The 14,390-nt window shown below is 35.1% G+C and carries 10 protein-coding genes; 1 reads left to right on the forward strand and 9 read right to left on the reverse strand.

Annotated elements, in window-relative coordinates; genetic code table 11:
- Nucleotides 1-73: 73 nt before the first annotated feature.
- From RB619_RS13510 to rhaT, 8 genes are all read right to left on the reverse strand, one after another.
- Nucleotides 74-661: an LUD domain-containing protein gene (locus tag RB619_RS13510; protein WP_308098236.1), complete on the reverse strand. Its 588-nt coding sequence runs from the start codon at nucleotides 659-661 to the stop codon at nucleotides 74-76.
- Nucleotides 651-2,054 carry a lactate utilization protein B gene (locus tag RB619_RS13515; RefSeq protein WP_308098238.1) on the reverse strand — a complete coding sequence of 468 codons (1,404 nt, stop codon included), beginning with the start codon at nucleotides 2,052-2,054 and terminating at the stop codon, nucleotides 651-653. Before RB619_RS13515 ends, RB619_RS13510 begins: the two co-directional genes overlap by 11 nt.
- 40 nt (nucleotides 2,055-2,094) lie before the next feature.
- Nucleotides 2,095-3,465, reverse strand: a complete 1,371-nt coding sequence (locus RB619_RS13520) for a glycoside hydrolase family 28 protein (RefSeq protein ID WP_308098240.1) — start codon at nucleotides 3,463-3,465, stop codon at nucleotides 2,095-2,097.
- Nucleotides 3,466-3,582: 117 nt separating this feature from the next.
- On the reverse strand, nucleotides 3,583-4,320 hold the full coding sequence (locus RB619_RS13525) for a (Fe-S)-binding protein (protein WP_308098241.1): 738 nt from the start codon (nucleotides 4,318-4,320) through the stop codon (nucleotides 3,583-3,585).
- A 102-nt stretch (nucleotides 4,321-4,422) separates the two neighbouring features.
- Nucleotides 4,423-5,784 (reverse strand): FGGY-family carbohydrate kinase, encoded by a 1,362-nt coding sequence (locus RB619_RS13530; protein WP_308098243.1) that lies wholly within the window; start codon nucleotides 5,782-5,784, stop codon nucleotides 4,423-4,425.
- Between the two features lie 82 nt (nucleotides 5,785-5,866).
- On the reverse strand, nucleotides 5,867-7,141 hold the full coding sequence (locus RB619_RS13535) for a TIM barrel protein (RefSeq protein ID WP_308098245.1): 1,275 nt from the start codon (nucleotides 7,139-7,141) through the stop codon (nucleotides 5,867-5,869).
- A 349-nt stretch (nucleotides 7,142-7,490) separates the two neighbouring features.
- Nucleotides 7,491-9,632, reverse strand: a complete 2,142-nt coding sequence (locus RB619_RS13540) for a bifunctional aldolase/short-chain dehydrogenase (protein WP_308098246.1) — start codon at nucleotides 9,630-9,632, stop codon at nucleotides 7,491-7,493.
- A 26-nt stretch (nucleotides 9,633-9,658) separates the two neighbouring features.
- Nucleotides 9,659-10,729 (reverse strand): L-rhamnose/proton symporter RhaT, encoded by a 1,071-nt coding sequence (gene rhaT, locus RB619_RS13545; protein ID WP_308098249.1) that lies wholly within the window; start codon nucleotides 10,727-10,729, stop codon nucleotides 9,659-9,661.
- Between the two features lie 388 nt (nucleotides 10,730-11,117).
- Here rhaT and RB619_RS13550 point away from each other — a divergent pair, with 388 nt between their 5' ends.
- Complete coding sequence (locus tag RB619_RS13550) at nucleotides 11,118-12,158, forward strand: GntR family transcriptional regulator (protein WP_308098251.1); 1,041 nt, start codon at nucleotides 11,118-11,120, stop codon at nucleotides 12,156-12,158.
- 273 nt (nucleotides 12,159-12,431) lie between these two features.
- Here RB619_RS13550 and RB619_RS13555 read toward each other — a convergent pair whose 3' ends face one another.
- Nucleotides 12,432-14,300, reverse strand: coding sequence for a rhamnogalacturonan lyase (locus RB619_RS13555; protein WP_308098253.1), 1,869 nt, complete (start codon nucleotides 14,298-14,300; stop codon nucleotides 12,432-12,434).
- Nucleotides 14,301-14,390: the final 90 nt, after the last annotated feature.

The raw sequence follows: 14,390 nt of genomic DNA on the forward strand, positions 1-14,390 counted from the left end.
TATGAAGAACAAAAAAACTGCATAAAAGCCAAAAAGACCTTTACACAGTTTTGTATATTTTGAATCTAAAATATTATCCCAATAAAAAAACAATCAATCCTCTAGCACCATGTGCACCTAAAACCAAAGACTGTTCAATATCAGCCGTTTTTGAAGGTCCAGCGATGAAAGTCCCGAAACCGTAATCTTGATTTCCTATTTTTTCATACGCCTGATGCATTGTTGGATATATGTTTTCTTTGTTTACAATAATGGCTAAATATTGCGCAATAAAAGGTGAAACACGTTGTCCTAGAATATCATCAGTTACCCAAAGCGAGCTGTTTTCGGCTACACCAAAATGTGCTTTTATAACCGTCAATTCCACATTTTTAAGCGAATGCGGATCATCATTTTTCCAATCTAAAGCTGCGATTTCTGAAAGTTCAGGAAGTGTTGTAACAATTCGTTTTTCAATATTATAATGTTCTTTGATATATGAAATTATATCTTCATAATTTGAAACTTCAACAGGATTTCCACCAATGTTTTTCAGCACCGTTTTATAGGTTTCTAAAACATCAAACTTTTCAGATCCTAAAACTTTTAAGTCTGGCAAAGCGGTTACAGAATCGGGTTGATTCTGTTTTATTTTACGTAATATATCGACTTTACTGCTCATTGTTTTTTCCTTTTGCTTCTCTTGAATTTTTCTTGTACCACTCTCTGAATGATTCTTCTGGAACAGCAGGCATTTCGCGCTGATCGTACCATTTATTCATTTTGTTATTGACTAAACCTGGAGCATTTTTCATTATAAATCGGCCTGATTTTCCGGCGATATTAAAAACCGTTGGATTCGCTAAAACCGTTGCCATAGTTTTCATTGCTATGGTTTTTGAAGTTGGCGTATACCCTTCTTTCACCAAAACCTGACGCCATTTATACAACTGATCATGAATATCAATTTTTACCGGACAAACATTGGTACACGAACCGCAAAGCGTACTGGCAAAAGGCAAATCGGCATTTTTGCTCATGTCGAGATTTGGTGCCAAAATAGAGCCAATTGGTCCCGCAACAGCATTGTGATAACTATGTCCTCCGCTTCTTCTGTAAACCGGACATGTATTCATGCACGCACCACAGCGAATGCATTTCAAGGAATTTCTAAAATCTTCTCTTCCTAATTGTGTGCTTCGGCCGTTATCTACGATTACAATATGAATTTCTTTTCCTTCTCTTGGCTTTTTAAAATGGCTTGAAAAAGTGGTAATGGGTTGTCCCGTGGCACTTCTTGCCAATAACCTCAAGAAAACACCCAAATGTTCCCTTTTCGGAATCAATTTTTCAAATCCCATGCAAGCAATATGAACATCGGCTAAATGTGCACCCATATCTGCATTTCCTTCATTGGTACAAACTACAAATTCACCTGTTTCTGCAATGGCAAAGTTAACTCCGGTTAAAGCTGCTTTTCGGGTTAAAAACGTATCTCGAAGTTGTTGTCGCGCCGATTCGGTTAAATATTGAGGATCAAAATTTCCTTTTTCTGTGCCTAAATGTTCATGAAAAGTTTCACTCACATCTTCTTTTTTAAGGTGAATTGCCGGTAAAACAATATGACTCGGTGGTTCTTTACGAAGCTGTACAATATATTCGCCTAAATCGGAATCAATTACTTCTACACCATTTTCGGCTAAATATTCATTCAAATGGCATTCTTCAGTAAGCATGGATTTTGATTTCACCATTTGCTTTACATCATGTTGCACCAAAATAGAATGCACAATTTCATTATGTTCTTTTGCATCGGCTGCCCAATGCACTTTTATTCCATTTTTTTGTGCATTTGCCTCAAATTCAATTAAATAATCATGAATATTAGAAAGTACATTATTCTTGATTTTTGAAGCTGTTTCGCGCAATAATTCCCAATCCTGAATCTGATGCGCCGATTTATCACGTTTTTCGCGGACAAACCAAAGCGTTTCATCATGCCAGTTTACGCGCTCCACATCTTTATTAAAACGTGCCGCCGCTTCGCTGTGTTCTATTATCTTTTTTGAAGACATCTTTTAAAAAGTTTATTATAAACGAGATTGGTTTTACTATTTAATTTTTGCTGACAAAATTCATTACATTTTCATGAATTGCTTTTTCTCCTTGAACATTATCAGCAGTAACATTGGTCAGGAAAATATTTTCAACCGGAAGTTCTTTTTGAGCTTGAATTCTTGAAATAAACTTCACATTAGTTGCTGCTATATTTTCCAGATATACATTTTTTATTGGCGTCAAACGACGTTGAATTGTCGGAACCAAATCACGCCATTGGTACAAAACATCGGTTTCTATACCTAGAATTCCGGCGTCAATTTTACCCGATTTTATATTGGTCATATGAATATTATTGACGAAACCGCCTCTTCTTTCATTGGTTTTAATGTATAAAAGATGATTTAGTTTTGCGCCATCCACGACAGTGCAATTATCAATAAATACATTTTCGATTCCGCCCGAAAGTTCACTTCCAATTGCCATTAACTGATGTCCATTTTTTACGGTGCAATTTCGCATTACAATATTTTTTGAAGGCGTATTTAGAGTCCAAGCATCTATTCCACAACCCGACTTAATCGCAATTGCATCATCGCCTTGGTCAAAAACACAGTTTTCGATCAATACATTTTGAGACATCTCTGGATCAACACCATCGTTGTTATGTCCGTGTGCATATACCTGAAGATTTCTGATCACGACATCTTTTGATAAAAACGGATGAATGGTCCAAAATGGACTGTTCGTGATCTTTACGCCATCCATTAAAACATTTTGACAACGATTGAACTGAATGAAATGCGGACGCAAATTTGCCGTATCATTTACCATTTGTCTTTCCTCTGTAGGTTTCTGGTATGAGGCCAAATAATACAATCTTTTCAGACTTTCCATATGCGCTTTTGGGCGTGCGAACCATTTGGTCCAAACGTCCATTTTAGCTTTCAACTCGCCTTCTCCAGTTATCGCAATATTTTTACATTGGTACGCATAAATCAGCGGTGAATAATTGTAGCATTCGTAACCTTCCCAAGTAGATCGAACTGCAGGCAGATAATCTTTTGGATCTTCAGAAAAAAGCAAAACCGCACCTTTATTCAAATGCAAATTGACATTGCTTTTAAAATGAATTTTCTTTGTTAGCCATTCTCCTTCCGGAATTACAACAATTCCTCCACCCGCTTTGTTGGCTTTTGAAATGGCTTTCGAAATAGCCTCAGAAGTTTTTTCTTTATCTCCTTTTATTGCACCAAAATCAACAATCGAAAATTTCTTGCATTTGCTGAAATTCGGAATTTTGATTGCCGGCATTTCAAAAGGTGCTTTTACCACTACTTCTGTTTGCGTCACAGAAGACGGATCTTTTTTAAATGAAAAAAAGATGATGGAAAGAAATAAGATGGAACAAAGTGCAATTTTCTTCATGAATATGTTTTTAAAAATGGCTCACAGATTTTACGGATGAAACTGATTGACACAGATTATTATACATTTTAAAACAATGAAAACCCGCTTAATCAGTATAATCCGTGGCCTATATTTCTACGCCATTGTATTTAATATTTCAGCAATATGAATGGTTTTTACTCGGCTGTTTTGTCTTTTCAGAATTCCTTCTAAATGCATTAAACACGACATATCGCCACCGGTAATATAATCTACGTTATGATTTTCATGATCTTTGATTCGGTCTTGACCCATTTTTACAGAAACAGCTTCTTCGGTAACACAGAATGTTCCTCCAAAACCACAGCATTCGTCTTTTCTGGATAAAGAAACTAAATCCAAACCTTTTATTTTATAAAGCAATTGTTGTGGTTTTGAAAAAAATGGTGCGTTTAATTCGGCCATCTGCGAAAGTTTCAAGCCACGCTGACCGTGACAACTTTGATGCATTCCCACTCTAAATGGAAAACTACCGTTTATTTCATGAATGTCCAGAATATCGGTAATAAATTCGGTCAGTTCAAAGACTTTTTTTCGCATTTCAGTTGCTACAACTTCTAATTTATCGTCGTGTAAATGTTCTTTTACATGCAAAACACAGCTTCCCGAAGGGCAAACAATGTAATCAAATCCAGCAAAACTAGAGATGAAATTTGCGTTACAGCCTTTCGTTAAATGTTCGTAACCGCTGTTTGCCATCGGTTGGCCACAGCAAGTCTGACCCATTGGAAAATGAACATCACAGCCTAATTTTTGCAAAAGTTCATAGGTTGCGATTCCAACTTTTGGGTAAAACTGATCGACATAACACGGTATAAAAAGTCCGATTTTCATATTCTTGGTAATTATGTTTTTTCACGCAGATTTAAAAAGATTTAGGCAGATGCACGCAGATTTTTTTAAATTAAATCTGCTGAAACCTGCGTGAAAAAAAATTTAATGTTTATAAAACTTCAAATCGATTAAATCGTTTTGAATTGGTTTCGGGTTCCAGTTTTCATGGATTGCCAACGCCGCGCCTAACGCACTCGCCTGCGCCATCGATGCGGCATAAACCTCAACATCTGGAAAGGCTTCTGCCAGCAAATTCATAAAAATGGAATTCTTACTAAAACCTCCATCTACAAAAATTTTCTTTACAGGACTATTGTGTATCACTAAGTTAGTCGAAAAAACTTGTTGTTCTACAAGATCCAGCATCAATTGATGATAAGCGGTTTCATAATCCTTAAATAAAGAAAGATCTCTGGTTTGAAAAGGACATTCTTTCAGAATATCAAAGTCGTATTTCTTTGGATAAATAATCTGAAAATTAAGTGATCGCAAAGTCGCTACAATCTTTTTATCAAAATAAACATCTTTGAAACTGTCAAACGGAACATTAAAATGCGCCGCTAATCTTTTAGCCTGTACTTCATGTTCGTTGCCCGAAAATAATCGTGCCGCTTTTACCGGTTTTTCCGTGTATTGCATGTAGCACAAACAATCTTGCTGCAATTCCTCAAAAGTCAAAGGTTTATTATTGAAAGGATTCAGCGAAATACTCCAAGTTCCTGTAGATAATAAAACAAAAGGCTCGGTAAAATTAATTGTATACGGAATTATTGCCGATGAACTGTCATGTAGACCAACACCAATTGCCAGATCATTTTCTTTTTTCAAAACATCTTTTCCGTAATGCAACGGCGGAATTTTATCTGAAATGCCTTCGTTTTGAAGCCATTTGTGATATTTCATCTTTTTAAAATTCCAAAGATTCGTATGACAACCAATACTTGTGATATCGGCGAAAGCCTCATTTGTCAACAGAAAACTTAAATATTGTGGCAAATGAAGACAGTATTTTACTTTTTCAAACAACTCTGGTTTTTCTTCCTTAAATCTGTAAATCTGCATTCCAGAATTCAAGCTTCCTAAAACCGGAGAAGCCGTTTTGACTGCAAATTTCTCTTCGCCTTTATACTTGCTGTAAAACCCTTTTTTTAATTCCTCTGGATAATCTTTTAAATAATTATACAGAGGAGTCAAAACTTTTCCGTTTTCATCAATGTACACAAAACTAGCGCCGTATGTACTAAAATTGATTGCTTTTAAAACATAGTTGGTCAGCTCTTTTATTTCTGATAATCGATCGAGTATCCAGTTTTTCAGAACATCAATATCTTCACAGGGAAAACCATCTTCATCTGTGGTTTCATCAAGATTTACTGATTTTTCCCAAACAATCTTATAATTTTCATCGAATAAAAAAACCTTTTTGTTTGTTTTACCAATATCAAAAATTGCAACTACATTCATTTTTTTTTAATTGTAAATTGTTAATTATCAATTGTTAATTATGGATTCAAATAATTTATAATTAACAATTAATAATTTATAATTATAACCCTGTTGCCATTGTTTTTAATCCTCTTTCACCAATTAGGTTGTTTCTAACAGCAAGAGTACGATACAATTCAACTGGATTTAAAGCTGCTCCTGAACGCAAACGAGCCTCAGCAACTAATGCACGAACATCGGTACGGAAAGCATTTTGAAGAATTTCCTGTGCTTTAACCACATCATTTTCTGCCTGAGCAATTTCTAATGCTTTTCTGTCAACAGAAAGTGCCTGCGCATAAGCAATCATAATAGCTTCTACAGATTGCAATAAATCTTCTAAAGGATCTTTGATATTGTGAGACGCATCAATCATCCAGCCTAAATCTTTGGCATGATTCATTCCTCTTGCATCCATTCCTTCAACTAATTCATTGAAAATCAAAAACAACTGATACGGTTTTAAAGCTCCAGCAGTTAAATCATCGTCTCCATATTTTGAATCGTTAAAGTGGAAACCTCCTAATTTATTATCCATCAATAAAATAGAAACAATTTGCTCAATGTTTGCATTTGGTAAATGATGACCTAAATCAACAAGTGTTTTTGCTTTGTCTCCTAATTTTTGAACGTATGAATACGATTGTCCCCAATCAGCAACAGTTGTAGAGTAAAAGTTTGGTTCAGCACATTTGTATTCTAAAAATAATTTCCAGTTTGAAGGCAATGCATCGTAGATTTCCTCTAAACTTTCTAATGTATTTTGGTATGCTTTACGGAAGTTTAATTGTCCTGGAAAGTTAGATCCGTCAGCCAACCAAACCGTTAATGAATCAGATCCTAATTCAACTCCGTGTTTGATAACTTCAATATTATGAGCAATTGCTTGTTTACGAACTGCTTTATTTACGTTTTGAAGCGAACCATATCTATAAGTATGTTCTGCATTTGCCTGATCTTGAAACGTGTTCGAGTTCATGGCATCAAACTTTAATCCGTGTTGCGATGCTAACGTTTTGATTGCGTTATAATCTGTTGGAATATCCCACGGAATATGAAGCGAAATCGCGCCAGAAGCATTATTTAGTTTATGAAGCAAACCTACATCTTCAATTTTTTCTTCTAATGAACGAGGTTCTCCTCCACCTGCAAAACGTCCAAATCTAGTTCCTCCTGTTCCTAAAGCCCAAGATGGAATCGCGATTTGAAAATCAATTAATTTTTGAATAATCGATTCTGCATTTTCTATTTCTGATGCTGTAAAAGCAAATTTATTCTGATGTTTTTTCAGCAATCCCTCGTTATGAGATGCAATATTGTTTGATTCAATTAACATAGCATTTTATTTTAATAGCGCACAATGTAACACATTATATCGATTGCGCTCTCGGTTATTAATTTTTATCAAAACAAGTTTCCTTGTTTATTTTACCATTAAGATATTAAGTTCATAAAGATTGGCTTAAATTACTTAATATCTTAATGGTGAAAAGAAAATTAAGCTTAATTTAAAAAATGAGTTACAATAAACTAACTCGACTTTGATGTATTTCCTTAATCTTAAATTATTTTATTGCGTTTTTTTAGTCTTTTATTTAAAAAAATCTAACGTTCGAAAATTTCCGAACGTTAGATTACAAAAAAACCACCTTTTGTTTTAACAAACTTTAAAAAAACTAAACAATCTATCTGTAAAAGCCCATTCCGACACCACCATCAACGTTTAGAGCGTTTCCTGTAGATTTATCTAATAAACCGCCAACGAAAGCAAAACACGCATTTGCGATATCATCTGGCAATATAATTTCATTTAATAAGGTACGTTTTGCATAATAAGCCGGAAGTTCTTCAACCGTAACTCCATATGCTTTTGCACGTCCTTCTGCCCATCCGCCAGACCAAATATTTGAATCTGAAATCACAGCATCTGGATTTACGGTGTTTACACGAATTTTATCAGCTCCAAGTTCTGCAGCCATTAAGCGTGTTAAATGCGCCTGAGCCGCTTTTGCAGAACCGTAACCAGGATTATTTGGACCCGCAACCACTGCGTTTTTAGAAACAATATTTACAATATCTCCACCAAAACCTTGCTTGCGCATTACTTCAATTCCAGCTTTAGAAACAATAAATTGTCCTTTCACCAAAATATCGTATAATCTGTCCCACTCTTCTAAAGTGTGCTCTGCAATAGATTTAGAAATACTGATTCCAGCATTGTTTACAATAATATCAGCACCACCAAAAGCTAAAGAAGCTTGATCAAATGCTTTTTCAGTACTGTCAGGATCCGTAACATTCAATAAAGTACTTGAAACGGCATCTTTACCAAACAATTTCACAAACTCAACTGTAGCCGATTCTAAACGCTCTTCATTAATATCATTGATTACTATACAAGCACCTTCCTGAGCAAATTTCTTCGCGATAGCTTTACCAATTCCGCCAGCAGAACCTGTAATTACAGCAACTCTTCCTGACAATGCTTTTGGTTTTGGCATACGCTGTAATTTAGCTTCTTCCAATAACCAATATTCGATATCAAATGCTTCTTGGTGCGGTAAGGAAGTATATTCTGAAACTGCTTCAGCACCTTTCATTACATTTACAGCATTGATATAATATTCAGACGCCAAACGCGCCATTGTTTTATCTTTTGCAAACGTAAACATACCAACTCCCGGATATAAAATCACAACTGGATTTGGGTCACGCATTGCTGGTGAATTTGATTTTTTGCATGCATTGTAATAGTCTTTGTACATTGCACGATACGCTTCAAATGCTGGTGTCAATTTTGCTTTGATTGCATCAACATCCGACAAATCTTCATTTGGATCTAATTCTAAAACAAGCGGACTGATTTTAGTTCTTAAAAAGTGATCCGGACAAGAAGTTCCAAGCGGTGCTAATTTTGAAAGATCATTAGAATTAATGAATTCCAAAACTCTTGCATCATCTGTATAATGTCCAATCATTTGACGCTCTGATGAACAGAAACCTCTTAAAATTGGAGCTACTTTTGCTGCTTTTAATTTACGGTCTGCTTCTGGAAGGCTGTCAATTTTTTTACCTCCAAAAACTGGACGTTTTTTACCGTAGTTGCTTTCAAGATATTCAGCACATTTCTCGATTACTTCCAGCGTATTAATATAACTTTCGTATGCAGTGTCGCCCCAAGTGAATAAACCATGAGAACCTAACATGATACCGCGAAGTTTTTTTCCTTTCTTTTCAGCTTCTTCCAAACAGCTTCTTAATTGAAGTCCAAGGTCAAAACCAGGGCGTTGCCATCCAACCCATCCTATTTCGCCATCAAATAATTCTTCTGTGATTTTTGCTCCATCTTTTGCAGCAGCGATTGCAATTGCCGCATCTGGATGCAAGTGATCGATATGTTTGAAAGGCAAGAAACCATGCAAAGGTGTATCAATAGAAGGTGCTTTTGAAGCCAAATCAAAAATACAGTGATTGAACAATTCCACCATTTCATCTTCAAACTCAATTCCTCTGTACACATTTTCAAGATTGCGCAATCTGTCTAAATAAAGTGCTGCACATCCTGATTTTGTCAATGTTCCAATATCTCCACCAGAACCTTTGATCCACATTACCTCAGAGCTTTCGCCAGTTAATGGATCTTTATCTGTAATTTTTACCGACGTGTTTCCACCTCCGTAGTTTGTCAATCTTAAATCGGCTCCAAGTAAATTAGAGCGATAAATAAAAAGCGCTACTTCATCACCAGCTAGTTCTTTTGCTTTAGCGTCATCCCAAAGATAGCTTACGTGCTTAAAATTCATATTAGTTGTATTTATATTCGACATTTGGTTGTTTTGATTTTAGTTGATTTTTATAATGAATTCCCGATTCCTACTACAACAATCGAAAGCATGATTAATCCAATTCCCCACACAAAAGTTCTCATTGTTTTTTTAGAAACTCCTGTCCATTCTTTTAGGTAGAATCCCCAGAAGTTTGCCGTCAAAATGATGGTCGACATGTGCAGAATCCAAGAACTCGCACCATTGCCTAATTTGCTTTCTCCCATACCATAAAAGAAGAACTGCAAAAACCACATTGTTCCTGCAATTGCTGAGAACAAAATATTTTTTGAAATTGGTGTTGTGGTGTCTGTATAATTACCAAAGGTTTTATTCTTGAAATTCAGATAAATACACCATAGAAAGTTCGTTGTTAAGCCACCCCAAAGTATAACGATATAACTAACATTATTTTGGAATAAAAACTCACCTTGATTTGGATTTGCTAATTTCCATGCTTCGTTGGCAACATCTGCCATTGGTTTTGCTGCTTCGATTCCGAAGTTAAAAAACGAACTTAAAATACCTGATACAATGGCAATAATAAGCCCTTTTACCAGACTAAAATCTTTGTCTTTATCTTCATGACCTGTTGCAAAATCCTTTTCTTTCAGCATTCCTGCTTTTCCTAGAATTGCAATACCAATAATACATATTAAGACTCCAGCTAAAACCATTTGTCCGCCTGAATTCGCAAACATATCACTGATTGACTCTTTACCTTCTACGGCATTAAAATGATAATAAATTGGTGGAATCAAAGCGCCAAAAGCAGAACAGAATCCTAAAGTAATTGAGTTCCCCAACGACATTCCTAAATAACGAACTCCAAGACCATAAGTAAGTCCTCCAATTCCCCAAATCAATCCCATTACAAATGCTAATGCTTTAACTTGTGGTGCAGCCGTTGCGATAATTTCAGTAAAATTTGGAATAGTTAAATAAGCCGCAATTGGTGGCACAATAAGCCAAGAGAAAAAACCTCCTATAAGCCAGTAGCTTTCCCATGCCCAATTTTTTACTTTCTTGAAAGGCATATAAAAACTGCCCGAAGAGAAACCTCCAATGGAGTGAAAAATAATCCCTAGTAATGATTCCATTTAATAATTTTAGTTTGTGGTTATTGATAGTTAATCTGGTTTTGTAAAATAAGAGAATGTAAAAAAGAAAACTGTCCTGTACTATCCTTTATGATTTTAGGAATTATGTTAAAACCAAAGAATATTGCGAATAAGAATGGTTTTTAAGTAGAAAAATAAATTTAAAATTTCTATTTTAGCAATCGATTTCGTAATTATTATATCATCAATTTATAATATTTAACCAAATCTCCAAAAACATAAAATTAGCCTTATTTAATTTGAGATATTTTGTGAGAAAAGTAGCAATTACAGCACTTTATCGGGTTTTTAAGTAAAGCTTTATATCCAAATTTTAATTCAGAATTGTGCTTGTAAATTTTTCAGCATAATTTTCAATACCTGCAAAATGATTAAACTAATTAAAATTGATGAAGATTCAAGGGTTCCAAAATACAAGCAGATTGTAGATTCAATTTTACAGAATATTGCGAACGGAAATCTAAAAATAAATCAAAAAATACCTTCCATTAACAGTTTCAGCGAGGAGTTTTACATGTCTCGCGATACTGTCGAAAAGGCTTATAACATCTTAAAAGAGCGAAAAATCATTTCTTCTATCAGAGGAAAAGGATATTATATTACTCGAACAAAACTCGAATCGAAGGTAAATGTGCTTTTTTTATTCAATAAATTGAGCGCGTATAAAATGAAAACTTACAGTTCATTTATCAATACAGTAGGTGCAAATGCGCATACGGATCTGCATATTTATCATTGTGACGAAACCTTATTTCTAAATTTGCTTGACAAGTTTGAAGGTGCTTATGATTATTATGTCATCACAACGCACTTTAAAACTGATGAATTGAAACATTTAAGTTTTACTGATGAAGTTGTAAAAGCCATCGAACGAATTCCAAAAGAGAAATTGGTCATTATGGACAATATCAAATTAGGAATGGAAGGTGAAATCATCAAGATTTATCAGGATTTCGAAAATGACATTTATAATGCTTTAAAAGAAGGTCTTTCGAAAATCACTAAATACAAAAGGCTGATTTTGGTTTACCCAGAAAAAGCAGTTTACCCATATCCAAGAAGAATTTTACACGGATTTAGAAAATTTTGTGTAGAACACGAAATCAATTTTGAGATTCTGAGTGAGGTTTACGACGATATGATTTTGAAAAAAGGTGATTTATTTATCACTATTGAAGAATCGGATTTGGTGAATTTAATGAAGCAAATTCGCGATGAAGAATATATTTTAGGAAAAGAAATTGGCGTAATCTCATACAACGATACTCCTCTAAAAGAATTATTAGGCATCACCGTTATGTCAACCGATTTCAACGTAATGGGCGAAACCGCCGCCCGAATGATTTTGAATAAAGAAAAAGGAGACTATAAAGTACCTTTTAATTTTATTGATAGAAATTCGATTTAGAAGGTTTAAAGTAGCAAAGTGACAAAGGTGCAAAGGTTTTTTAAGATTCTACGTTTTAATCTCGCAAAGTCGCAAAGTCGCGAAGTTTTAGTTTAAAATATTAATTGCCTCCAACTTTAGCTGGAGGTTTCATAAAGTCAATTTTGAAAGGCTTTAGCCAAAAAATGCATTTTGGCTAAAGCCTTTTTTGCAAATACATAATTTCATCCAGCTAAAGCTGGACGCTATTCATAAAAAACTTGGCGACTTGGCGTCTTTGCGAGATCACAAAATTTAAAACCTTTGCTTCTTTGTTACTTTAACCAAAATTATACTCGGTTTAGGCGCCGGCTTCATATCTTTTCCCATATAAAAACTAGTATGTGGAGGCTGATTATACCCCACATTTTGCCAAGCAATACTCAATCTATATTGTGGATCATGCATTAAAGTATATTGACGAACATCCGTCGGAATTGTTGTCGAATAAATTCTTAATTCTTTATTGTCTTCTGATCTTAAAATTAGTTCTTCACGCCAATCTCCGAGGATATCTGCAGAAAGCGCCGGAGTCGATTTTGTTCCGTTATTAGAAACTGCACCTGTTGCGGTGAATAATCTTCCTTTATTGTATTTATCGATATAATTTGAATTCAGAATTTCTCTGGAAGTATCGCCGTCCCAATAAATTAAAAAGTTAACTGAGCTTGGTGCTTTTCCAACAACTTTTCCTTTCATATCGTATAAATCAGGAGAACCTGAATACCAAAACTGCGCGCCCTTAAGCTCAGGATCAATATTATCTGCAACTCCCCTTCCAACATCCTCATTCATAGAACCTGTAAACAATACTTTTCCGTCTTTTGCGGCAAAAATTGTAACTCCCGGACCTGTTGTGCCATTTTCAATTTCATGAATTCCAAAAACTTCCAAACCAGGAAGATCAGGATCTAAATCTGAAACATGAATCGCGTCACCATGTCTGAAACCTGTCGTGTATAAACCTTGTCCATTATCATCAACACACATTGATCCGTATATAATTTCGTCTTTTCCATCATTATCAACATCGGCAACAGTAAGATTATGATTTCCCATTCCAGAATATGGATTTTCCGAATCTTTACTATCAAAAACCCATCTCGAAGTCAGTTTGCCATTTTTAAAATCCCAAGCAGCTAAAACTGTTCTTCCGTAATAACCACGACACATAATTACACTCGGATGAATCCCATCTAAATAAGCAACACAAGCCGTAAAACGATCAATTCTATTTCCTTTTGTGTCATTTCCACCACTTCCGCCATGTCCGCCCCAGCCGGCAAGATCACCTCTTTCGGCAATGTAATTTACAGTTGCAACAAGCTTTCCCGTTCTTCCGTCAAAAACAGAAAGATATTCTGGGCCTTTCAAAATCTTCCCATAAGTTCCTGAATTCGGATCGCGATCTACCCAATCTTTTGAAGCATCTCCAACAACATTATTTTGGCTGTCTGTAGTTCCGTCGGCAGTTTTGCAAACCAATTCTGCAATTCCGTCACCGTCTAAATCATACACCATAAACTGTGTATAGTGTGCGCCTTCCCGAATGTTTTTTCCTAAATTAATTTGCCATAAAAATTTCCCTTCTAAAGTATAAGCTTGAAATATTGGCGGATCTGTAATTCCGGTATGCGAATTGTCATGTGCTTTTCCGGTCATATGAACAATCAAATCGTATTTTCCGTCGCCATCCAAATCGCCAACCGAAAGATCATTTGCAGTATAACCTTCAATTTGTTTTAATTGAATCGACAAATAATCTTTATCTGGACTTGAAGCCGGAATTGTAAAACTTCCTTTTGCATCTGATTCTTTACCTTTTAAAACTGTCTTTACAAACCAAGTATTTTCTTCCTGAGCATTGGCTTTTGTATCAAGAAAATTAGTCGCGCCCAAAATTGGTTTGTCATTTAATTTAACTGGCTTTTTAGAACCGCTTTTTCGGTATAAGTTAAAAGCAAGATTATCACGATCGGTTCCTAAAACACGCCAGCCAATAAAAAACTGGTCTTTGTCTTTAATGGCAATAACACCTCGATCGAGATTTTCCATTTGCCTTTGGCTGAATATATTTAGGCTTAAGAAAAGCAGTATTACTACAAAGTTTTTATTATTTTTCATATCGTATTTTAAAATGTGAGTATATTGTTTTTTAATCTCGCAAAGTCGCGAAGACGCAAAGAAAAATTAAAATGAAACTTTGCGACTCTG

The sequence above is a fragment of the Flavobacterium sp. LHD-80 genome (genome assembly GCF_030929605.1).
Classification (GTDB): domain Bacteria; phylum Bacteroidota; class Bacteroidia; order Flavobacteriales; family Flavobacteriaceae; genus Flavobacterium.